This window comes from Niallia sp. FSL W8-0177, from assembly GCF_038006285.1.
GTDB classification, from domain to species: domain Bacteria; phylum Bacillota; class Bacilli; order Bacillales; family Cytobacillaceae; genus Niallia; species Niallia circulans_A.
Window position 1 is genome coordinate 2,142,040 of sequence record NZ_JBBOUX010000001.1, and the last position, 20,872, is coordinate 2,162,911.

The 20,872-nt window shown below is 35.9% G+C and carries 23 protein-coding genes; 1 reads left to right on the top strand and 22 read right to left on the bottom strand.

The window, feature by feature from the left end:
* Positions 1–143: 143 nt before the first annotated feature.
* From panD to NST77_RS10595, 10 genes are all read right to left on the bottom strand, one after another.
* Positions 144–527, bottom strand: coding sequence for an aspartate 1-decarboxylase (panD, locus tag NST77_RS10550; protein WP_123257841.1), 384 nt, complete (start codon positions 525–527; stop codon positions 144–146).
* Between the two features lie 28 nt (positions 528–555).
* A complete protein-coding gene (gene panC / locus NST77_RS10555) occupies positions 556–1,416 on the bottom strand; it encodes a pantoate--beta-alanine ligase (protein ID WP_341122958.1) in 861 nt (286 codons plus the stop codon).
* Entirely contained in the window at positions 1,413–2,252 is an 840-nt protein-coding gene (panB, locus tag NST77_RS10560; RefSeq protein WP_341122959.1) for a 3-methyl-2-oxobutanoate hydroxymethyltransferase, read from the bottom strand. The genes panC and panB overlap by 4 nt, the downstream gene beginning before the upstream one ends.
* A gap of 238 nt (positions 2,253–2,490) precedes the next feature.
* Positions 2,491–3,474, bottom strand: a complete 984-nt coding sequence (locus NST77_RS10565; protein WP_095331880.1) for a biotin--[acetyl-CoA-carboxylase] ligase — start codon at positions 3,472–3,474, stop codon at positions 2,491–2,493.
* The gene (locus NST77_RS10570) at positions 3,459–4,664 is read right to left on the bottom strand and encodes a CCA tRNA nucleotidyltransferase (protein ID WP_123259284.1); all 1,206 of its coding nucleotides are present in this window, start codon (positions 4,662–4,664) and stop codon (positions 3,459–3,461) included. Before NST77_RS10570 ends, NST77_RS10565 begins: the two co-directional genes overlap by 16 nt.
* Positions 4,648–5,802, bottom strand: coding sequence for an N-acetyl-alpha-D-glucosaminyl L-malate synthase BshA (bshA, locus tag NST77_RS10575; protein ID WP_095331876.1), 1,155 nt, complete (start codon positions 5,800–5,802; stop codon positions 4,648–4,650). Before bshA ends, NST77_RS10570 begins: the two co-directional genes overlap by 17 nt.
* Positions 5,799–6,512: a bacillithiol biosynthesis deacetylase BshB1 gene (gene bshB1 / locus NST77_RS10580; RefSeq protein WP_095331950.1), complete on the bottom strand. Its 714-nt coding sequence runs from the start codon at positions 6,510–6,512 to the stop codon at positions 5,799–5,801. The genes bshA and bshB1 overlap by 4 nt, the downstream gene beginning before the upstream one ends.
* Positions 6,502–6,948: a methylglyoxal synthase gene (mgsA, locus tag NST77_RS10585; RefSeq protein WP_095331874.1), complete on the bottom strand. Its 447-nt coding sequence runs from the start codon at positions 6,946–6,948 to the stop codon at positions 6,502–6,504. Before mgsA ends, bshB1 begins: the two co-directional genes overlap by 11 nt.
* Positions 6,949–6,961: 13 nt before the next feature.
* Positions 6,962–7,762: a 4-hydroxy-tetrahydrodipicolinate reductase gene (gene dapB / locus NST77_RS10590; RefSeq protein ID WP_123257843.1), complete on the bottom strand. Its 801-nt coding sequence runs from the start codon at positions 7,760–7,762 to the stop codon at positions 6,962–6,964.
* Between the two features lie 30 nt (positions 7,763–7,792).
* Positions 7,793–8,125, bottom strand: coding sequence for a nucleotide pyrophosphohydrolase (locus tag NST77_RS10595; protein ID WP_095331870.1), 333 nt, complete (start codon positions 8,123–8,125; stop codon positions 7,793–7,795).
* A gap of 232 nt (positions 8,126–8,357) precedes the next feature.
* On the opposite strand from NST77_RS10595, the gene NST77_RS10600 reads away from it, so the two are divergent.
* Positions 8,358–9,236: a YitT family protein gene (locus tag NST77_RS10600; RefSeq protein ID WP_095331868.1), complete on the top strand. Its 879-nt coding sequence runs from the start codon at positions 8,358–8,360 to the stop codon at positions 9,234–9,236.
* A gap of 81 nt (positions 9,237–9,317) precedes the next feature.
* On the opposite strand, the gene NST77_RS10605 is transcribed toward NST77_RS10600, so the two are convergent.
* The 12 genes from NST77_RS10605 to hisC all read right to left on the bottom strand — a co-directional run bounded on the left by NST77_RS10605 (position 9,318) and on the right by hisC (position 20,866).
* On the bottom strand, positions 9,318–10,352 hold the full coding sequence (locus tag NST77_RS10605) for a serine hydrolase domain-containing protein (protein ID WP_341122960.1): 1,035 nt from the start codon (positions 10,350–10,352) through the stop codon (positions 9,318–9,320).
* 128 nt (positions 10,353–10,480) lie between these two features.
* Complete coding sequence (locus NST77_RS10610; protein WP_341123744.1) at positions 10,481–11,665, bottom strand: MFS transporter; 1,185 nt, start codon at positions 11,663–11,665, stop codon at positions 10,481–10,483.
* A 311-nt stretch (positions 11,666–11,976) separates the two neighbouring features.
* Positions 11,977–12,651 (bottom strand): zinc metallopeptidase, encoded by a 675-nt coding sequence (locus NST77_RS10615; RefSeq protein ID WP_095259094.1) that lies wholly within the window; start codon positions 12,649–12,651, stop codon positions 11,977–11,979.
* 60 nt (positions 12,652–12,711) lie between these two features.
* Positions 12,712–13,524: a sporulation protein YpjB gene (gene ypjB / locus NST77_RS10620; protein WP_095331862.1), complete on the bottom strand. Its 813-nt coding sequence runs from the start codon at positions 13,522–13,524 to the stop codon at positions 12,712–12,714.
* A 73-nt stretch (positions 13,525–13,597) separates the two neighbouring features.
* Complete coding sequence (locus NST77_RS10625) at positions 13,598–14,191, bottom strand: DUF1405 domain-containing protein (RefSeq protein ID WP_163186179.1); 594 nt, start codon at positions 14,189–14,191, stop codon at positions 13,598–13,600.
* Positions 14,192–14,316: 125 nt separating this feature from the next.
* Positions 14,317–14,862 (bottom strand): ReoY family proteolytic degradation factor, encoded by a 546-nt coding sequence (locus tag NST77_RS10630; RefSeq protein ID WP_047940375.1) that lies wholly within the window; start codon positions 14,860–14,862, stop codon positions 14,317–14,319.
* A complete protein-coding gene (locus NST77_RS10635; protein ID WP_341122961.1) occupies positions 14,859–14,993 on the bottom strand; it encodes a hypothetical protein in 135 nt (44 codons plus the stop codon). The genes NST77_RS10630 and NST77_RS10635 overlap by 4 nt, the downstream gene beginning before the upstream one ends.
* Positions 14,994–14,998: 5 nt before the next feature.
* The gene (locus tag NST77_RS10640) at positions 14,999–16,261 is read right to left on the bottom strand and encodes a tetratricopeptide repeat protein (protein WP_095331858.1); all 1,263 of its coding nucleotides are present in this window, start codon (positions 16,259–16,261) and stop codon (positions 14,999–15,001) included.
* 24 nt (positions 16,262–16,285) lie between these two features.
* Positions 16,286–17,095, bottom strand: coding sequence for a hypothetical protein (locus tag NST77_RS10645; RefSeq protein WP_341122962.1), 810 nt, complete (start codon positions 17,093–17,095; stop codon positions 16,286–16,288).
* 225 nt (positions 17,096–17,320) lie between these two features.
* The gene (gene aroA, locus NST77_RS10650) at positions 17,321–18,616 is read right to left on the bottom strand and encodes a 3-phosphoshikimate 1-carboxyvinyltransferase (protein ID WP_095331854.1); all 1,296 of its coding nucleotides are present in this window, start codon (positions 18,614–18,616) and stop codon (positions 17,321–17,323) included.
* A gap of 15 nt (positions 18,617–18,631) precedes the next feature.
* Positions 18,632–19,735 carry a prephenate dehydrogenase gene (locus NST77_RS10655; RefSeq protein ID WP_095331852.1) on the bottom strand — a complete coding sequence of 368 codons (1,104 nt, stop codon included), beginning with the start codon at positions 19,733–19,735 and terminating at the stop codon, positions 18,632–18,634.
* A 27-nt stretch (positions 19,736–19,762) separates the two neighbouring features.
* A complete protein-coding gene (gene hisC / locus NST77_RS10660; RefSeq protein ID WP_095331850.1) occupies positions 19,763–20,866 on the bottom strand; it encodes a histidinol-phosphate transaminase in 1,104 nt (367 codons plus the stop codon).
* Positions 20,867–20,872 lie beyond the last annotated feature (6 nt).

Genomic DNA, 20,872 nt, shown 5'->3' on the forward strand with positions numbered 1-20,872 from the left:
TTTCGTTTATTTTACACTTTAGAGAAAAATAAACGAAAAAAGGTTGGAACACAAATATTCCAACCAAATAGAAACCTGAACAATATACATACATGTTAAGAAATATTTATATAATTATTTTGGCTTTTAAGAATTTTCAGTTGTTATAATACTGTTTTCTCTGGTTCTTGCTGAAGAATAGTTGTAATGCGATTATTTTCATCCATAATCGCTACTTTAGGCTGGTGCTGGGTGAGCTCTTCATTTGAAACATAACAATAAGATATAATAATAACAATATCTCCTACTTGAACTAATCTTGCGGCTGCGCCGTTTAAACAAATCGTCCCAGTTCCTCTTTCTCCAGGAATAATATATGTTTCTAATCTTGCGCCATTATTGTTATTTACAATTTGAACTTTTTCATTCGCTACCATTCCAACCGCATCTAAAATATCCTCATCAATTGTAATACTGCCAACATAATTTAAGTTTGCTTCTGTTACAGTAGCTCGATGGATTTTTCCGTTCATCATTATCCGAAACATAAGGATAACCCTCCATTTTTGTCAATGTTTACCTAGATGCATGGTCTAATTCAAAGATTATATTATCTATTAACCTTGCTTTACTAAAGTGGACAGCAATCGCTATAACCATCTTCCCATTTAGCTCCTTTAATGTCTCTAATTGGGGATAGGATAATATCTCAAAGTAGTCAACCTTGCCGCTTGACTCTTTTTCAACGAAAGTGATAATAGATTTTTTTAATGCTTCTATATCTGCCGTTCCTTTTATTAACTCACTTCTAGCTATACTAAGAGATTTATATAAAATGCCTGCCTCTCGTCTTTCTATTGGCGTAAGGCGAACATTTCTAGAACTCTTTGCTAAGCCATCTTCTTCTCTGACCGTATTCACTGCAACTAGATTAATAGGAAAATGAAAATCTTCTATTAATCCATCTACCACTGCGACTTGCTGTGCATCCTTTTTACCAAAATAAACATTCGTCGGCTGAACTAAATGAAATAATTTCGTTAATACAGTTGCGACTCCATCAAAATGACCAGGTCTTGACTTACCACATAAACAGTTCGTACGTCTTTCCACTTTTACAGTCACAGACATTTGCCCTGGATACATTTCTTCCACCGAGGGATGAAATAAATAATCTACTCCTTCTTCCATTGCCACTTGTTTATCATGTTCAAAATCTTTTGGATAGGAAGCAAGATCTTCATTTGGTCCAAATTGCAGTGGATTAACAAATACACTCATAATCACAATTTCATTTTGTTCTCTTGCAGCTTTAATCAGTGCTCGATGACCTTCATGTAGATACCCCATTGTCGGCACAAAGCCAATGGTTACTTTATTTTTTTGTAACGAAGTAGTTATATCCTGTAATTGTTTTGGATTTGTGACGATATTCATTGGGTGTTTCCTCCATATAAGCTTTTTATTTCTTCCGCTTTCATCTGAAAGCTATGCTTCATTTCTGGAAAAGCCCCCATTTTCACTTCAGAAATATATTGATCGATTGCAAGAGAAATAGCTTCATTGACATTTGCATATTGTTTTACAAATTTTGCAACTCGATCCACACCATATGTGATCAAATCGTGATAAACAAGAACTTGCCCATCTGTTTCACTTCCAGCTCCGATACCGATTGTAGGAATATCCAATCTCTTACTCACCTCTTTAGCAACTTGCATCGGCACACACTCCAATACTATCGCAAAAGCTCCTGCAGCTTGGCATTTTAATGCACTATCCATAAGCCGTTTCGCTTCATCCGAACTTTTTCCTTGTACTTTATAGCCACCTAATACACCTACTGACTGAGGGGTTAAACCTAAGTGCGCCATCACTGGAATACCAGCATTTGTTAAACAGTTGATTTGTTCAATTACATCGTCTGCACCTTCTATTTTCACTGCATTTGCGCCTGTTTCTTGGATCAAGCGTGCCGCATTTAATAAAGTATCGCGACGAGATAAATGATAGCTCATAAACGGCATATCAATGACGATAAACGTATTTTCAGCACCGCGTTTAACCGCTTTTCCATGATGAATCATGTCATCCATTGTTACTGGTACAGTTGAATCATATCCAAGTACAACCATTCCCAAGGAATCCCCTACCAATATTAAATCTGTTCCTGCTTGTTCAACTAATTTAGCAGAAGGGTAATCATAGGCGGTGATCATCGTAATCTTTTCACACTTCTGCTTCATTTTGATAAAATCAGTTGTTGCTTTCACTAAGTTTTCCTCCTTTTAAATAGGAAGAGGGAATGGCTTTACACGAAAAAAAAACCTTCTACAAAGCATAGAAGGATTGTTTTATATGTCTATTTTCATCCCTCTGTCCTTGTCCAATTGTGGATCTAGGCAGATTAAATTATGGTTTATGCACATTCAAACATACTGGTGCAGTTCATTAAGATACTGCCCGACAAAAGCATTATAACAATATTTCTCTATCCTGACTATGGGCAAATTACGTTTCCAACAAAATATCCGCAGAGTAAATCGAATGCATAGCCCCTTGCTCATCTTCAAGTAGCAAAACACCATCTTCTGTAATACCCTTTGCAAGTCCCGCTATGCTTCCATTCAGCGTATTAGCTGTCACTTTTTGTCCTAGGCTCACCGAATAGCTTTCCCACAGAAGCTTGATTGGATAAAAACCTTTCTCTAAATAAAGCTGATATAATTTTTCTAGCTGCAACATGATTCCTTGGATAAGTTCTGCCCGATCCCAGCTCTTTTGTGTTTCCAGATAAATAGAAGTGGCACTTGATTGGAGATCTTTCTCAAAGTCTTCAAGCTGCTGATTCACATTAATTCCTATTCCGATGATCAACGAATGAACTCTATCACTATCTGCTTGCATTTCTGTTAAGATGCCTGTTAGTTTTTTCCCATGCAATAAAAGATCATTTGGCCATTTAATATCTGCTTGTACCCCAGTTACTTCTTGAATTCCTTGGACGACTGCAACAGCTGTCAGCAATGTCAGCTGCGGCGCTCTCATTATCGGTATGTTCGGTTTTAAAATAAGACTCATCCATATTCCCTTATATTTAGGTGATTGCCATTTTCTTTCTAACCGTCCTCTGCCACCTAATTGCTCTTCTGCTATCACTAAGGTTCCCTCTTCTGCTCCTTCTAGCGCAAGTTTCTGAGCGATAGTTTGAGTAGAATCAACCGAATCTTCAAAATGGATATTTCTACCCATGTACATCGTATTTAAACCAAAGAATATTTTATCTGGTACAATTTTTTCTGGTGAACTGATAATTCGATAGCCCTTTTTTCGGACAGCTTCTAATATAAAGCCATCTTTTCGCAATGACTCAATATGTTTCCAAATGGCTGTTCGCGAACACCCTAAAAGTTCTGCTAGTGATTCACCAGATAAGTATTGATCAGGATTATTAGTAAAGGCTTCAATTAAACCTTTTCTTATATCTGATGACATCGTTTCAGCCACTCCTTTATTAATTGCTTGTCATTAGAAAGTTTTTCTTCCACGACATTCCTTTCCACTAAGGAGAGAACATCTTTTATCCATGGACCGGGTCTTTTTTCTGTCCAACTTAATAGATCGTTTCCGCCGATTTTTAGTTCTTCCATTGATTTAATCGGCAACTTCTCATACTTTTCTTCTAAATGAACAATATCTATGTTTACCTCGCAATTTTTTAACAATTGATACATTTTTTCCGCACTAACCGCAACAGATAATGTTGCAAAATACAGCGCCTGATTAGACCAATTAGTCATCTGCTCTCTTTGCAGCATCCAATATATTATCTTTTGAATAGTCTTTATTTGCTTGACTGATAATTTCCACGCACGTAAAAACAATTCTATTTGCTGCTTTTCCTTCATTCCAAGACATAAAATTAAAACAGCCCATTTTTCTAGCAATCCAAGCTTGGTCAGTGGTAATTTCGCGAACATAGAAACCCCTTTTTCTTCTGATGATAGCATCGGTAAGAATTGATATATTTTAGTTTCTACCATAATTTTTAAAGCTTCTAAACACCATGAACCTTGTAAAAGTTTTTCAAATTCAGCTGTTATTCTCTCTACCGCTATTTTTGAAAGAAGCTGTTGATTGTTTCTAATGCCATTTAGCGTGTCTTTCTCTAAGTGGAAGCCTAAAGTACTCACAAACCGAATTCCTCTCATTATTCTTAACGCGTCTTCTTGAAAACGTTCGTTCGGATTGCCAACTGTTTTAATTTCTTTTTTTTCTAAGGATTCTTTTCCATTAAAATAATCGATGACACGACCGTTTTTATCCATCGCCATTGCATTAATAGTGAAATCACGGCGTTTAAGATCTTCTTTTAACTCCCGTACAAAATGTACTTGCTCTGGTCTGCGGTAATCTCTATATGCGGATTCTGTTCGAAATGTTGTTATTTCATATGTATGTTGATCCCATATTACCATCACAGTCCCATGGGCAATCCCTACATCAATAGTGTGAGGAAAGATCGATTTAATTTCTTCCGGTGTTGCGGAAGTAGCAATATCGATATCATGAATTTGCTTATTTAATAAATGGTCTCGAACTGCTCCTCCTACAAAATATGCTTCATAACCTGCTTTCTCGATTTTATTAATAATCGGGAGAGCTTCTTCAAACGGATTTATCATTCATTTCACCAGTTTCTAAAATAGATTTATAAATCTCTATATATTGGTCAACGATGATATCGGCCCGGAAATAATCTCGTACTCTCGAAATAGAATGCTGCGAAAATTGGGCATGCTTCTTTTCATCCGTTAACAGCTTTATCGAATGTTTAGCAATATCTTCTATATCCCCAAGTTCACAAATATACCCTGTCTCATTTGGAACAATTACCTCAGGAATACCGCCGACATTTGTTCCTATGACGGGAACCCCGCATGCCATAGCTTCTAATGCCACCAAACCGAAGCTTTCTTTTTCCGAAAGAAGCAGCATGAGATCACTTAAAGAATAGAGCTCCTCCAAATTCTCTTGTTTGCCAAGAAATAATACCTTTTGTCTTAATTGAAGCTCATCCACTAATTTGGTCACCTTCGACATTTCAGGTCCATCACCAACAAGCAATAGTTTTGCGGGAATCTGATTTGCGATTTGATGGAATGCTTGTACAACATCTGTAACTCTTTTTACTCCTCTAAAATTAGAGACATGAATAACAACTTTTTCTGTATCGGAAATCGCCAGTTCTTTTTTCAAATGACTTGCATCGACTTTCCGATAAATTCGCTCATCAATAAAATTATAAACAGGGAGTATTTCTTTGTTTGGCTCAATTACTTCATAAGTTTGGGCGATTAATGAATTAGAAACTGCTGTTACGAGATCTGATTTTTCAATTCCAAAACGTATTCCCGCTGCAAGTGATGGATCATATCCTAGTACTGTTATATCGGTGCCATGAAGTGTTGTAACTATTTTGACATCCCTGTTGCTCATCTGTTTTGCTAATATAGCACAAACAGCGTGTGGGATTGCATAGTGAACATGCAACAAGTCTAACTCTTCTCGATTAATGACTTCCGCCATTTTGCTGCTTAATGCTAAATCATATGGCGGGTATTGAAAAACAGCATATTGATTTACTTCCACTTGATGGTAATAAATATTCGGATACATTTTATTTAAACGAAAAGGAATACTGGAAGAAATAAAGTGAATTTCATGTCCTCTCTCAGCCAGCATCTTTCCTAATTCTGTTGCAATAACCCCTGATCCGCCAACTGTCGGATAACAGGTAATGCCGATTTTTAATTTTTTCATTTGTCTCCACCTAATAAATCTTGATTTAATAATATTGGCTTAGATTTAATAAATCCTTCTGCGTAAATCACACCAACTTCTTTGCCAAAAAGTTTTTCTCTTGCTTCTATTGTGTCAATATAGCCATTTGTTAACGGAGTTTCCACACTGTTTTCACCTTTAACAAATTGACTTTGATAACAATTAAGACTAGCTTGCTTTTGCTCCATATAATCACTAATATCAATAACAAAATCAGGTTTATGAAAACCGTTTATCATGTAATAGTATTGATTCTGTACTTTATGGGCTGATGTATTTCCAACCTGATAGTTTTTTATCCCTGCTGAAAAGACTGCTTCATTCACAATTTTGGTGCAATTGCCATGATCCGGATGTCTATCTTCCCAATAAGGAGAAAACACAATCTTTGGTTTGTATGTACGAATCACTTCCACTACTTTTTTTATAGCTTTTTCTTCTAGATATAAACCTCGATCAGGAATCTGCAATGTCATTCTTTCAGCAATTCCCAGCACTTCTCCTGCTTTTTCCGCTTCTTGTTTACGTCTTTTTACTGTGCCATTTGAAGAAAGATTACTTTCTGTTAAATCACAGATAATAATCTTTTTCCCCTGTGCAGCATATTTTGCGATGGTTGCACCCATGCCGATTTCTACGTCATCGGCATGAGCACCAAAAGCGAGTATATCAACTTCATCAGTTTTCATTGAGTTTTTCTGTGAATTTTTTTGCCACTGGTTCTGTCTTTCCATGAACTATCTTTCTCCAATCTATGTCACCTTGCTCGAGTCCTCGAATTAATACTTCTCCAGTTCCCATATTTGTTGCCAGCGGAACAGAATAAACATCACATAAACGGATTAATGCTGTAACATCAGGTTCATGAGGCTGTGCAGTTAGAGGATCTCTAAAGAAAAAAACCATATCCATATCATTATTAGCAATATACGAGCCTATTTCTTGATCACCGCCGAGTGGTCCTGAATGAAAACGATGTACATCTAATCCTGTTGCTTCTTGAATTCTACCACCTGTTGTTCCAGTTGCGTATAAAGTATGCTTTGCAAATATATTTTTATAAGCAACAACAAAAGCAACCATGTCATTTTTCTTTTTATCATGAGCAATTAAAGCAATGTTCATCCTAATTCCACTCCTACTCCATAATATTTTCTAAACCGTATATCAATACATTTAGCTTTAATACCTCTTCTACTGCAAATTTAACACCTGACATAAAGGAAGCCCGATTATAAGAATCATGTCTAATGGTTAATGATTCTCCATCTGATCCGAACATAACCTGTTGATGGGCAATTAAGCCTGGTAGACGTGTAGAGTGTATTCTCATTCCATCGAAATCTGCGCCTCTTGCGCCTGGTATGGTCTCTTTTTCGTCTGGGTGTCCTTGTTTTTTGCTTTCTCTTACTTCTGCAATAAGCTCAGCTGTTTTCACAGCAGTTCCAGATGGTGCATCCAGTTTTTGATCATGATGCATTTCCATAATTTCCACATCGGCAAAATAGCGTGCAGCCATTTTAGAGAATTTCATCATTAACACAGCACCCAAAGCAAAATTTGGCGCAATGATACAGCCGCGATCCATTTCTTCACATAATTTTTCTAATTCGGCTAAGTTTTCTTTCGTAAACCCGGTTGTTCCTACTACTGGTCTAACACCATAGCTTAAAGCTGTTTTAGCATGATGCATGCCGAACTCAGGCGTTGTTAAATCAATAAGCACATCCGGTTTTTCTGTTTGTAGACATTTTTCTATATCCGTATATATTGGTACATCATAAGAAGCAAAGCCTTCTATCTCTTTTAAGCTTTTCCCCTCATTCTTATGATCTAAAACTGCAACAAGTTCAAAATTCTCTGTTCTTCCCATTAAATAAACTGCTTCTGTTCCCATTCTGCCTCTAGGTCCTGCGATTACGATTTTTACTTTATTCAATGTCCTAACTCCTTAATATGTATTTTGTCTTTATTGATCTTTCCTTGTCCAACGATCTTTATCCCGTGTGTTAAATTTATGCATAACACGATTATGTGCTTCTTCTAAATCGATATTAAGTGAATTGGCTAAACAAGTTAACACAAACAACATATCCCCAATTTCATCCGTAATTTCTTTCTCTGTTTCCGTTTCTTTTTTTGGTTTCTCCCCATAGTAATGGTTTACTTCTCTAGCCAGCTCTCCTAACTCTTCTGTCAGTCGGGCAAGCATGGCCAGCGGACTGAAATACCCTTCTTTAAATTGTCCGATGTATTCATCTACTTCTCTTTGTATATCTTTTACCGTTTTATCCTGATTCAATATAAGCACCTCAAGTCAATAAGTAATCTTATCCAATTCCATGTTAGCTAATCTAAACCATTTTTACAAACATTTTTGACGATATTAATATAAGTGTCTAAAAATGCATGCTCTTCTTTTCCTAACATTAACTAATTGCTTGCTTATCTGCTAGATTGCCCATCTGCATGTGATTCGATATAATGGATACGCTAATAATAGTGCATTTTGTACTAAGAAAGAAGGCGAGTCGATGTTTAAAAGTATTAAAGTTAAAAATATCTTGTTCATCCTTTTAGGATCTGCGATATTTTCCTTCGGTATTGTTCATTTCAATATGCAGAACAATTTAGCAGAAGGTGGTTTTACCGGTATTACGCTTTTATTATATGCTGAATGGAATTTGGATCCTTCCATCACAAATTTACTACTTAATATCCCTTTGTTTTTCATCGGGTGGAAGTTATTAGGGAAAAACGTCTTTATTTACACGATTATTGGAACGGTTGCAGTCTCTATTTTCCTCTGGTTTTTCCAGCTTCCAGAGATCGAGTTACATATTCCCCTCACTGAAGATTTGACTCTAGCTGCTTTATTCGCAGGAACATTTATTGGTGTCGGCTTAGGTATTATTTTCCGCTATGGAGGGACAACTGGCGGAGTAGATATTATAGCTAGATTAGGGTTTAAGTATTTCGGATGGAGTATGGGAAAAACCATGTTCTTCTTTGACTTTTGTGTCATTACGCTTTCGTTAATCACGTATCTATCATATAGAGAAGCGATGTATACATTGGTTGCTGTTTTTGTCGGGGCAAGAGTAATCGACTTTATTCAAGAAGGGGCATATGCAGCTAGAGGAGCAATGATCATTTCTGACGACAATGAAAAAATCGCCAATAAGATAATGAGTGAAATGGATCGTGGTGTTACTGTCTTAAAAGGACATGGTTCCTTTACTAAACAAGATCGGGAAGTACTTTATTGTGTTGTCGCAAAAACAGAAATTGTTCGTTTAAAAAGCATCATTACAAGTATAGATCCCCATGCGTTTGTATCGGTTAGTATCGTTCATGATGTAATGGGCGAAGGTTTCACTTTAGATGAATATAAACAACCTCTCGATAAATAAACTAAAAAATTGTATTCACTTTGCAATTAATATTAAATTACTTGCAACGATGAATACAATTTTTTTGCTCTTACTATTGACTTAATAATCATTGCCAAAAATAGAATGATAGATCTCTCCTATTATCCCTTTCATTTGATGTACACCTAAATCAGTATTTGTCATAATTATCGCCCCTTTTTTTAATAATGGGTAAGCTACAAGCATGCTCTGAAATCCAATCCCCCATCCTAATGCAGAAATTTCCACTTCTTTATTAGAGCTATCTAAAAACACGCTCAGTCCGATCCAATTTATGTTCCCTTGCGGACTGATTATCTCCTTAGCATTTTGCCTCGATAATCCTAATTGACTTCTACCTTCCAAAGCATTCATTAATTCCAATACTAAAATCGCTAAATCAGCAGGAGTAGTCCAAATATCACAGGCTGCTGGATAAGGATAAAAGGGGTAGTTTCCGTAGATAATTTGTCCTTTATTATCATGACCAGAAGAAATATTTTCAACACCTCTTATATCAATACAGCTCTGATTCATATGTAAAGGCTGAAGGAGAAATTCTTTTAATACTATGTGAAAAGATTTCTGCAAAGTATCTTCAATCAGTTGTTGAATAATGCAAAAGCCAGCGTCCGAGTAATGAAATGCACTCATTGGTTCACAACTGATCTGTATTTTCTGCCGATTGAATACGGAAGTTCCTTCTAATATGTCTATCATAGGAGGAACTTCCTCGTTTTCTTTCCATTCCCTAAAACTACCTTCTGGGTCAATAATCCCTGATTGATGACTCAAAAGATCTCTTAAAGTTACTTTTTTGCCTTTTATCCATTTATTTGCTGTTAAACGCCAAGAGCTAAGTTTAACATTAACATCTTCATCTAAATCAAGCAGTCCAGTTTCTACTAGCTTTAAAACCAACATAGCTGTCACAAATTTACTTATAGAAGCAGAATGGAAGCGTGTCTGTTCATTAACAATATCCGTTTTACCTGCTTCCTTCACACCATACTGTTTGATACAATTAAGATTTGCATCTTGTATTACCGCTATGCTTAAACCAGCTATTTTATAATTTTTCATTCGCTCTTCTACATTTAGATTTGTTAGTGCCATCCTAACTCCTCCTGTTTTCTTTTAGAGCAATCATAGCACAAAACGAACGTATGGTCTATTTTAATTATAATTAGCTCAAGAACGAAGCTTATTACGGCGCCTATAAGTGATGTCATACTAACTATTATCTATTTTAAAGTAGAATGTATTTCACTAACTCGCTTATCCGTCGGCAGTATATATGTCAATATTCCTAAAAGCGGCAGCAGGCTACAAATAATCATAATTGCTTGCAAACTAAATGTGTCTCCAATAACACCAAAGATTACTCCACCTAGTGCCCCCATTCCAAATGCTAACCCTACAATTAAGCCTGACACAAGGCCAATCATACCTGGAAGCAGTTCTTGTGCATAAACAACGGTCACACTGAAACTAGACTGCAAAATAAAGCCAATAATAAATAATAAAGGCCCTATTAGCCAAAACGGCATATGTGGGAGCAGTAAAGCAAACGGTGCAGATCCGATTAAAGAAAAGAGAAGAATCGTTCTTTTCCCAAAGCGGTCTGCCAATGGTCCTCCAAGAAAAGTCCCAATTACACCAGCAAGTAAAAACACAAAAACAAATATTTGCGCATTTTCAATACTTAAGCTAAACTTCTCAATTAAATAAAAGTGAAGGAAATTACTAATTCCCGCTCCATACCAAGAACGTGCAAATACAAGGAAAATTAATAAACATATTGCCAGAATAATTTCTTTATTAACAACAAATTCCCGCTTTCCTTGTTGTTTCTTTTGTGGATTTCTAATATACAATTCTCTCTTATACCAAGTTGATACTTGAAATAATACAATCATGCCAATTGTAGCTAGAAGAGTAAACCAAATGGTTCCGAATTGACCTGTTCGTACAAAAATAAAAGCAGTAAATACAGGTGCTAATGATTGACCTGCATTTCCGCCCACTTGATAAATTGATTGGGCAAGCCCGCGTTTCGCTCCAGCTGCCATATAAGAAACACGAGATCCTTCTGGATGGAAGATAGCGGAACCAAATCCAATAAATAAAACGGATAATAAGACCAAGTAAAAATTTGGAGCGAGAGAAAGGCCTAGCATTCCGATTAAGCTTGAGAACATTGCAATCGGCAATAAATATGGTGCTGGCCTTTTATCTGCCAAAACACCAAACACAGGTTGTAGAATAGAGGATGTAATGTTTAAAGCAAAGGCAATCCAACCAATTTGGGTATAATTTAATTCCATTGACTTTTGGATAACAGGAAATAAGGCAGGCACAACCGATTGCATACAATCATTCAAAAAATGTCCAAGACTTATCGCAAATAAAATCCGATAAATGGTCATCTCCTGCCGCTTTTTCCCTTGTACATATTCAGCAGTTTGCAAAAAAACCCTTCTTTCTTTTTGTTTTCTTTTATGTAAATGGCATTGTTTATTATACACCTAGCATTTTTTAAAATCTATAATTTTCTAAAAAATCAAAATTCAAATAAGTTGATTCATCAATATATTTCGTTCCCATAAGAAGTTCCGTGTAATACCACAAATCTTCTTTTTTGATGAAAAAAACCCAATCAATGATACAAAAGACTTTCGTATCATTGATTGGGTTTAGTTTCGACTGAATAAATTAAAGCCCAGCTTATTTTTAATTTCTATTCATCTCTTAACATTCCTGTATAAATCAACAGCAAACGAACTAGTTCGAGAACAGCAACTGCTGCCGCTGCCACATATGTTAATGCTGCTGCATTCAACACTTTTTTCGTTTCTCTTTCCTCATCGTTTCTTATAATCCCTAATGACACAACTTGATCCATCGCACGGTTCGATGCGTTAAATTCCACTGGAAGTGTAACAAATTGGAACAGTACGCCGGCAGCCATTAAGATGATTCCTAATAACATCATTCCAGGAAGTTGTGCGAACATCCCTATTAAGATAAAGATCCATGATGCATTGCTTCCAAAGTTAGCAACTGGAACTAATGTAGAACGAAAACGTAAGAAAGAGTATTCTTGCTGATCTTGGATAGCGTGACCAACTTCATGTGCTGCAATAGCTGCTGCTGCTACTGAATGACCATGATAGTTATCAGTCGATAAACGGACAACTTTAGAACGGGGATCATAATGGTCAGATAATACCCCTCTTGTTTCCTCGACAGATACATCATAAAGCCCATTAGAATCTAATATTCTTCTCGCTACCTCTCTACCGGACATATGGGAGGAAGAAGCTACTTTGGAATATTTTTTGTATGCACTCTTCACCTTCATTTGTGCCCAAATAGGGATGAGAATAATTAGAATAAAATATATAAAAATCATGTTTTTCCCCCTATTATTTCTAGTAGTATATTTTTATTGTAAGCAGGAAAAACACCAAAGTCAAATATTATCCCTTTTTTGTTTTGTTTTTCTTTTTTCCGCTTTATCTCCGAGATATTTCCGCCAGCCAACGTAGGATAAAGTAAGAATAATAATACTTCCCGTCGAAATAATTACCCACCATAAAGAGGGATCTGCCTCATCCTCATAGAGTTGATTAAAAACATCCTGCAATTCACTTTCTAATTGGGTTACTTCCTCTAAATCTCCTTGTTGATTAAAAACTTGTAACCGATACGTATTCATAAACTCTACAAGGGAGTTTAATTCTTGAAATTGTGCAGCGGAAACATCCAGCTTAAGACTCGGATAAATAATTTGATATAACGATAGAAAAGAATCTAACTTTTCATCAAATTTTTCTTTATCATCTAAAAGGATAGCATCCTTCATCTCTCGATAGGTTGACATAACAGGTTCTTCCATCTGAGTCCATAAAGGTTGTTCACCTGATGAAACAGCATCAACCGCCAATCGAAATTTTGTTACCGAATTTATCCGTTCGTCATTTTTAATCGATTGATTAGTGATTGCCTCTACCGCTTCATCATGTGTACCAGTTAAAATCCTCCGTTCATCTACTGTAAACGGACTTCCATTTACACTAACTGAGCTAAACTGGTTTGAAAAATAATCAAGAATTTTTTTGGCATCCTCATAACGTTCTGATCGTACAAGCTGTAATACCTCATCTGAAAGCGTATCTAGTTCATCCAATTCCTTTGCAGGCGTTTTTTGGTCTGCATATACAGAAAAAGAAATAGGCAAAAGTAAAATCAATATCATTAACAACATAACCAATTTAGCCTTCATTCTTGTCCCTCCTCTATCTACTATTAAAAATGTATGATGAGTTGGACAAGGTTAGACTAAAAAAAATGCAATTCTATTGAATCCTCCATTGTAATTCCTCGCTCTTTTTATAGGCATAATAGGCAATCAATAGACTTAAAACACTGAGCCAGAAAGTAAAGTAGCCGATATTTGCCATATATTGATCTAATACGCTATATTTAGGCATCATTTTAAACACATAATCTATCACATCATTATGTAATGTCCAAATCGCTACGAGAATAATATGCCCCCATTTAAAACGATAAAAAGGAATATATAATAATCCTTGAATGGCCATAGCCCCATGTGAAATTATGAGCATCCATGAATCAATGCCGATTGTTCCTGTTTCAAAATAAACAAGGAAGTTCATAACTACTGCCCATATACCGTATTTAAATAATGTTACTAATGCCAGCGCTTCAATTAGTGGCCAGTTTTTTCTCCATAAAAACGCAATTAATACTAACACAAAAAAAAGGCTTGCCGTCGGACTATCAGGTACAAACAATAAAAATTTCGCAGGTGTTTCTGCTAACTGATATCTATACCAATAATAGCCATACACAGTTCCGAAGAGGTTAATAGCGAGTAATAGTCCAATAAAAGATCGATTACTTAATATCATGTAAATGCTTCTCACACTTTTTCTCCTTTTACTATCTTTATCCTCCTATTTTACCATAGTTTATAAAGCATCGGAAAATCTATCGATATTAAAATAATCCCGCAAAGTCTATTATCGGCTTTACGGGACTACATGCTTTTTCATTTATTTTGAAAGAACTTCAATTGATTTGTTAAGGTAATGAACATCTCTTTATCACCATTATCTAGCGCCTCATCAATTAACTGGAGAAGTTTTTCTTTTTGGAATTTTTCTATACTCTTCACTAAAAATTGTTCTGCAATCATTTTATCTTTTTCGGTAATTTGCAGTTTTTTCGGCATAAATGGATTTTCTACTAACACAGCTGCATATTGATGAACTTGATTCGATGCATAAAAATTAAGCTGAATATAAATATCTTCATCACGATTAAGGCGAATATCATGAAAAGACTTTTCTGCATCTGTAGTCATCACATTTTCTTTATAAAATCTAAAAGGTACTTCATCAACACAATGCGTGGACATAATTAAACCTCTTGGACATTTCTCTGCATTTTCAACAAAATGGACTTTTTCCATCAATTGATCATGACTCATTAAATAATTTAAAATCCATACACATTCCCGTCTCTTCAATTGATAGTGATTCAAAAACCAACGAATGAAGTCTTTTTTCTCGTTGACAGATACAGGGGTTTTCATTTTGTAATTCCCTCCTCTGCTTGCAACAAATTTTTTACTATCCAACCTGTTTTACCTGCGTCTAAGGAAATGACAATTCTCTTTGCACTCGATAAGCCTTTTACAACGTCAATTAAAACTTGTTCATCCAAAAACCTTATTCGTTATCCATAAGGCGTTGTAATATTTCAATATACTCTTCATTACTTGGATCTGTTTGTAAAAGCATATTAAAAATTTCGGCAGCATCCTTTCTTTTTCCTTCTTCTAAAAGAAAATATCCATAATCATATAGAAAATCTGGAAGTTCTTTAAAGAAAGTATATGCTAATTGATATTTGTTTAATGCCTCTGAATATTTTTCTATTCCATGAAATGCTTTAGCAGCATCCCAATGTAATTGAGGTTCTTCTATTTCTTGGTTATCCATCATCTCAATTAGCTCAAGAACATCATCAAATCGATCTTGTGTTAAAAATAATTTATTCAATAAAAGAACTGCTTCTGTAAATTCAGGATCTATTGCAAGCGCTTCTCTAAAATGTTCCTCGGCTTTTTGTTCGTCACCACGTTTTAAAGCTAATTTACCACCATATAAGTATAAATCTTTATTAAACTCATCTTGCTTTATTCCCTCGATAACTGTATTATACGCTTCATTCAGCATTTCCTCCTGCTCATAGCTGCGAGCTAAATAAAGATATAAGGAATGATAAGAGGGATCCAATCCTTTTACCTCTTCAAACCGATTTATAGCAATTGTATATAATCCCGCTTGCGATGCAGTCAAAGCGAGATTAAAGAGCGTATTGATCTCGACTTTTTCCTCGAGTGCTTTTTCATAATAAGGAATAGCATCCTCAAATGCACCCCCAGCACTTAGATTATCTGCAATTCTCCCATTTATATTTACGCCAGCGATATTTTCCTCTTTGGGTAATACCTTTTGGTAGGACTTAATAGCCTCGGTAATTTTTCCTTGTTCTGCATATAATTCACCTAACGCAAAATCGATAATTACCTCATCTGGTAAGATTTTTTGCGCTTCTTTTAGTTTTTGTTCGCTAACCTCATATAACCCATCCATTTGATAGAGATCAGCAAGCAAAAGCAATGCTTGAGGAAATGAAGGATCATTTGGGTTTAATTGTTCTAAATAAGAAATCGCGGCTTCTTCATTGCCTAATTCCATTTCTACTTCCGCGACAAGAACAAGTAATTCTCCTTCTTCTGGGTAACCTTCCAGTAAAACTAAGAATAAATCTTTTGCTTCCTCCAAAAAGCCTAACTGAAATAATTCTTCCCCCAGCACAAATCTTTCTTCATTATTCCCTGATTTTAATACATCCTGATAATATTTTAACGCTTTGTCTTGTTGACCGTCCTCTAATAAAGATATAATTTCATTAACTCTTTCCATATAATAATCCTCTCTAATCCCCTTCTATACTGTCAGGAAGGAAGGTACTTTTACTTCCAGTAATTCACCAAAACCAGGGCGGTAAAACACTTTATCCCCTGCTCGAATACATTTACCTTTGTGTATGGTCATTTGTATTCTATCATAATGATAATGAAACAAATCATTTTCTTCAATATTTATAATTGCATCATCCATAGCAAATAAATTATATGTTACTTCTCCACCTTGATATATATTACCTTTAAATGGATATATCCCCATTTTCACTAAATCCGGATAAGCTATCGCTATTCCTTCTTTTATCTCATGGGGAATAGAGGGTATTTTAACATCTCTCATTAAGCTTGACCACATATTTTGTGCTATTTTCTTTTCTTGTTGATCTTTTGTTAAAAAAATGGGAACCAATGGAGCGTTATAGGGGAATAGGGCTTCTTTTATCCATCCCCAAGGTACTCGGTATAACGCTTTTACATCTTCTACCTCAATAAATATAACAGGGATTTTTTCTCTTTTGCATCCTCGTATAAAACTTGGTGTTAGCAGTTTTAAAGGAATTTTCACGCCAGCAACAAAATCAATCGCACAGTTTAACAAAGGAGTCTTCATTTTTTTCACTTGTAACGGCAATTCCCTTTCTCTGTTAACCTCTAAATAAAACAGCAAGGTTGTACACCCTTTTTTAATTAAATTTTCTTCAATGTATTGTTTTTGTTGAGTATAGGAAAGAATTCTCGTGACATGATTATCAAGCATAACTGTGGTGGGAGCCATCATATAAGGAGAACCATCCATTCGCATATATTGATAGGAGTTAAAGGTATCTCTCATCAATTCCACCCTGTTATCCTCAATTAGAATGGAGGTCTTTTTTACTCTTTGCCTCTTTAATAAATGTATATTTTCGATGATATATCGCATCTTAAATCACCGCCTAGTCTTTTTAAGACAAGCTATGATTTAAGATTTGCAAATATTCCTCCAGCAAGAATTTAATCTTATTTACCGCCAGAAAAAAATCGCCGATAAACATACTATGTTCATCGACGGGCTCTGTTATTTTCTATTCGATAATTCATTGAGATGCTCGAAAAACGAAGGATAAGATACTGAAATTGCCTTAGCATTTTCAAGGGTAAGTTCGCCTTCACAAATCTGCGCAGCAATCGCCAGCATCATTCCGATACGGTGATCTCCATGGGAATCCACTTTCGTTCCGATAAGCTTCTTCCCTCCCCGGATAATCATACCATCCTCTGTCGCTTGTATATCCGCACCTAATTTCTTTAACTCGGTTACTACTGTATCAATTCTATTCGTTTCCTTCACCTTAAGCTCATGCGCATCCTTTATAACCGTTACCCCTTCAGCCTGGGTAGCTAATAAAGCAATAATCGGAATTTCATCAATTAACTTCGGAATAATTTCTCCCTCAATCGTTGTTCCCTTTAAATCACTTGTAGACACAGTAATCGTTCCTGTAGGTTCAAATACATCGGTATCATTTTTATGAATCTCCATGCATGCTCCCATGTTATGAAGAACCTCTAAAATACCAGTCCTAGTAGGATTAAGACCGACATTATTTAATGAAATTTTGCTGTTAGGAACGATGCAACCAGCTACAAGGAAGAAGGCTGCAGAAGAAATATCTCCTGGCACATGAATGTTGGTTCCAGAAAGCTTTTGAGCACCTTCTACAAAGATCTCCTTGTCTTTTCTGCTAATTTCGCCTCCAAATCGCTGAATCATTCTTTCGGTATGATCTCTAGTAGGTACAGGCTCTATTATTTTTGTAACTCCATCTGCATTCAGACCTGCAAATAAAATCGCTGATTTAACTTGAGCACTTGCTACTGGTAATCGATAGGTAATACTCTGTAAATTACCGCCTCGAACGGATAAAGGAGTATATTTTCCGTCTTCCCTGCCATCAATTTTCGCCCCCATTTCTCTTAGAGGAGCAACAACTCTTGTCATTGGCCGTTTCCCAATGGATGAATCACCAATTAGCGTACTATGAAATGGTAAACCGGATAATATTCCTGTTAGCAAGCGGATAGTCGTCCCTGAGTTCCCAACATCCAATATATCTTTTGGCTCTTGTAATGCTTCCATTCCTTTTCCGTGTATTACCACTTCTTTTTCATTTTGTTCTATTAGAACACCTAGCTTCCGGAAACAAGCGATCGTACTTAAGCAGTCATCGCCTAATAAAAAATTTGTAACCGTTGTTGTCCCATTTGCTATCGATCCAAACATAATCGAGCGGTGAGAAATCGATTTGTCACCTGGGACTGCAATTTCTCCTTTTAAACCTCGATTTTTTGTTTTAAGTGTGATTAAGTCCAATAGCTTCACATCCTTTTATCCAATCGTAGTATCATAATTAGAATAGGTAGCAATACACTTCTGTGCTCTTATTCTATCTTCTTCGGTTTGAAAACTAATTGCCAGAATTCCGAATATCTCTTCTCTGGTTTCCATTATTCTAATATTCGTTATACTTATTTTTTCTTGAGCTAAATAACCTGTAATCTCAGATATAACCCCTGGATAATCCGGTACATCTACAAATAAATCATAAAAAGCTGGGATTGCCCCTTTTTGATCTTGGGGCAAACCATCTCTTACTTTTTTTGCTCGGGAAAAATAGTCATATAATTCTTCGGCCCGTTCATTTTCAATGAGAGTAAGGACTCTGTCCATTTCTTTTTTCCATTCATTCATTAACTCAATTAACACGTTTTTATTATGTATTAATATATCGCGCCACATTGAGGGGCTGCTAGAGGCGATTCTCGTAATGTCTCTAAATCCTCCGGCTGCTAACCTAGTTACTAGCTTATGCTTTTCACTAATCTGATCTGCTTGATGCACCAGTGATGCAGCAACTATATGCGGCATATGACTGATAGCCCCAGCTAACAAATCATGCTCTTCAGGAGAAATAACAAGAAATTTCGCATTTGTGCCTTGTAACCATTTTAATAAACACTGAACATGCTGATCCTTGATTTTTTCATGGGGAGTTAATAAATAAAAAGCATTTTCAAAAAGAAGTACTTTTGATGCGGAAACACCACTTTTATGGGAGCCAGCCATTGGATGTCCCCCAATAAAAGTAACGTTTTTATCTAATAGTACTTGTGACTTTTCTGTAATAACAGACTTAGTGCTTCCAACATCTGTGATGATAACATTTTCTTTCAATTCTATTTTAGAAAGTATTTCGATGATTTTTTCTGTTTCTTTAACTGGTGTAGAAAGAATAATCAAATCAGCAGTTTTTGCACCTTCTTCTATCGTTGTTGAAAGATTATCAATAACCCCCATCATACTGGCTAATTTCAAATTATCCTCGGAAATATCAAAACCTGTAATGATGCTTTCTGGGTGTTCTTTTTTTATACATAAAGCTAACGATCCACCTATAAGTCCTAAACCTATTATGAAGACGCGACCGTTCATTCTATCACCGCCTTCTATTCCCAATTGTTATTGCGCCACTTTCTTTTCAGCAAGAAACTGTTTCATTGCTTCAATCAAACCATCGTTTTCTTCTTTTGAGCCTATTGTAATTCGAACAGAGGTTGGATAATTCAATGGAACACCTGAACGGACGATATACCCTTTACTCATTAAGTATTGAAATACTTCATCCCCATCTATTTTGAAATCAACTAGCACAAAATTTGTTTGTGATGGGAAGTAGGATAAATTATTTTCCTCACAGAAACGATATAACTGTTCAAGACCTTCTCTATTTTTCTCTCGACAAGACTCCACAAATTCTTGATCCTTTAAGGCCTCTTCTGTTGCGATTTGCCCTAATGTATTAACATTAAATGGTTCTCTAACCGGGTCTAATGTGTTTAATAAGCTAGCATTGGCAACACCATATCCTACACGGAAGCTCGCAAGACCGTATATCTTTGAAAATGTTCGTAAAACGATTAAATTATTAAACTGTCGTGTGAGCGAAATAGCTTCATAATAGTCTTCTGCCACTACATACTCGTAATACGCTTCATCAAGTACTACAAGCACATCCTCTGGAACTTTTTCTAGAAAAGCAAGTAAGTCCTGCTCAGGGATATATGTACCGGTTGGATTATTTGGGCTGCATAGCCAGACAACACTAGTATTATCATCAATAGCTTTAAGCATTGCAGGCAGGTCATGTTCTGCTTTTTCTGTTAGAGGAACTTCTCGAACCTCTGCTCCATCAACGACTGCATTGTGCTTATATTGTCCAAATGTATGACTAGCCATTACCGTATTTAACCCTGGTCTTAATAAGGCTCTAGATATCATTAAGATAATTTCATCAGAACCATTTCCTAATACTAACTCTTCTGGTTTAACCTTTAAAAAATCAGCTAACGCATAGCGAAGGTTTGTTGCATATCCATCGGGATACAATGCATAAGAGCCATCGACTTTTTTTAAAGCCTCTAATACTTTTGGAGAACTTCCAAATGGGTTCTCATTAGACGCAAGCTTAACAATATGTTCAAGTTTAAATTGTTTTTTCACTTCATCTATCGTTCTACCAGGCTGGTAAGCTTTCAACCCTAAAAGCTGCTGTTTCCATTTCATATTTTT

Coding starts and splice junctions, on each gene's coding strand:
- panD (WP_123257841.1), bottom strand. CDS start 527: ATGTTTCGGATAATGATGAACGGAAAAATCCATCGAGCTACTGTAACA.
- panC (WP_341122958.1), bottom strand. CDS start 1,416: ATGAATATCGTCACAAATCCAAAACAATTACAGGATATAACTACTTCG.
- NST77_RS10565 (WP_095331880.1), bottom strand. CDS start 3,474: ATGTCATCAGATATAAGAAAAGGTTTAATTGAAGCCTTTACTAATAAT.
- NST77_RS10570 (WP_123259284.1), bottom strand. CDS start 4,664: ATGATAAATCCGTTTGAAGAAGCTCTCCCGATTATTAATAAAATCGAG.
- bshA (WP_095331876.1), bottom strand. CDS start 5,802: ATGAAAAAATTAAAAATCGGCATTACCTGTTATCCGACAGTTGGCGGA.
- bshB1 (WP_095331950.1), bottom strand. CDS start 6,512: ATGAAAACTGATGAAGTTGATATACTCGCTTTTGGTGCTCATGCCGAT.
- mgsA (WP_095331874.1), bottom strand. CDS start 6,948: ATGAACATTGCTTTAATTGCTCATGATAAAAAGAAAAATGACATGGTT.
- NST77_RS10600 (WP_095331868.1), top strand. CDS start 8,358: ATGTTTAAAAGTATTAAAGTTAAAAATATCTTGTTCATCCTTTTAGGA.
- NST77_RS10605 (WP_341122960.1), bottom strand. CDS start 10,352: ATGGCACTAACAAATCTAAATGTAGAAGAGCGAATGAAAAATTATAAA.
- NST77_RS10610 (WP_341123744.1), bottom strand. CDS start 11,665: ATGACCATTTATCGGATTTTATTTGCGATAAGTCTTGGACATTTTTTG.
- NST77_RS10615 (WP_095259094.1), bottom strand. CDS start 12,651: ATGATTTTTATATATTTTATTCTAATTATTCTCATCCCTATTTGGGCA.
- ypjB (WP_095331862.1), bottom strand. CDS start 13,524: ATGAAGGCTAAATTGGTTATGTTGTTAATGATATTGATTTTACTTTTG.
- NST77_RS10630 (WP_047940375.1), bottom strand. CDS start 14,862: ATGAAAACCCCTGTATCTGTCAACGAGAAAAAAGACTTCATTCGTTGG.
- NST77_RS10640 (WP_095331858.1), bottom strand. CDS start 16,261: ATGGAAAGAGTTAATGAAATTATATCTTTATTAGAGGACGGTCAACAA.
- NST77_RS10645 (WP_341122962.1), bottom strand. CDS start 17,095: ATGAGAGATACCTTTAACTCCTATCAATATATGCGAATGGATGGTTCT.
- NST77_RS10655 (WP_095331852.1), bottom strand. CDS start 19,735: ATGAACGGTCGCGTCTTCATAATAGGTTTAGGACTTATAGGTGGATCG.
- hisC (WP_095331850.1), bottom strand. CDS start 20,866: ATGAAATGGAAACAGCAGCTTTTAGGGTTGAAAGCTTACCAGCCTGGT.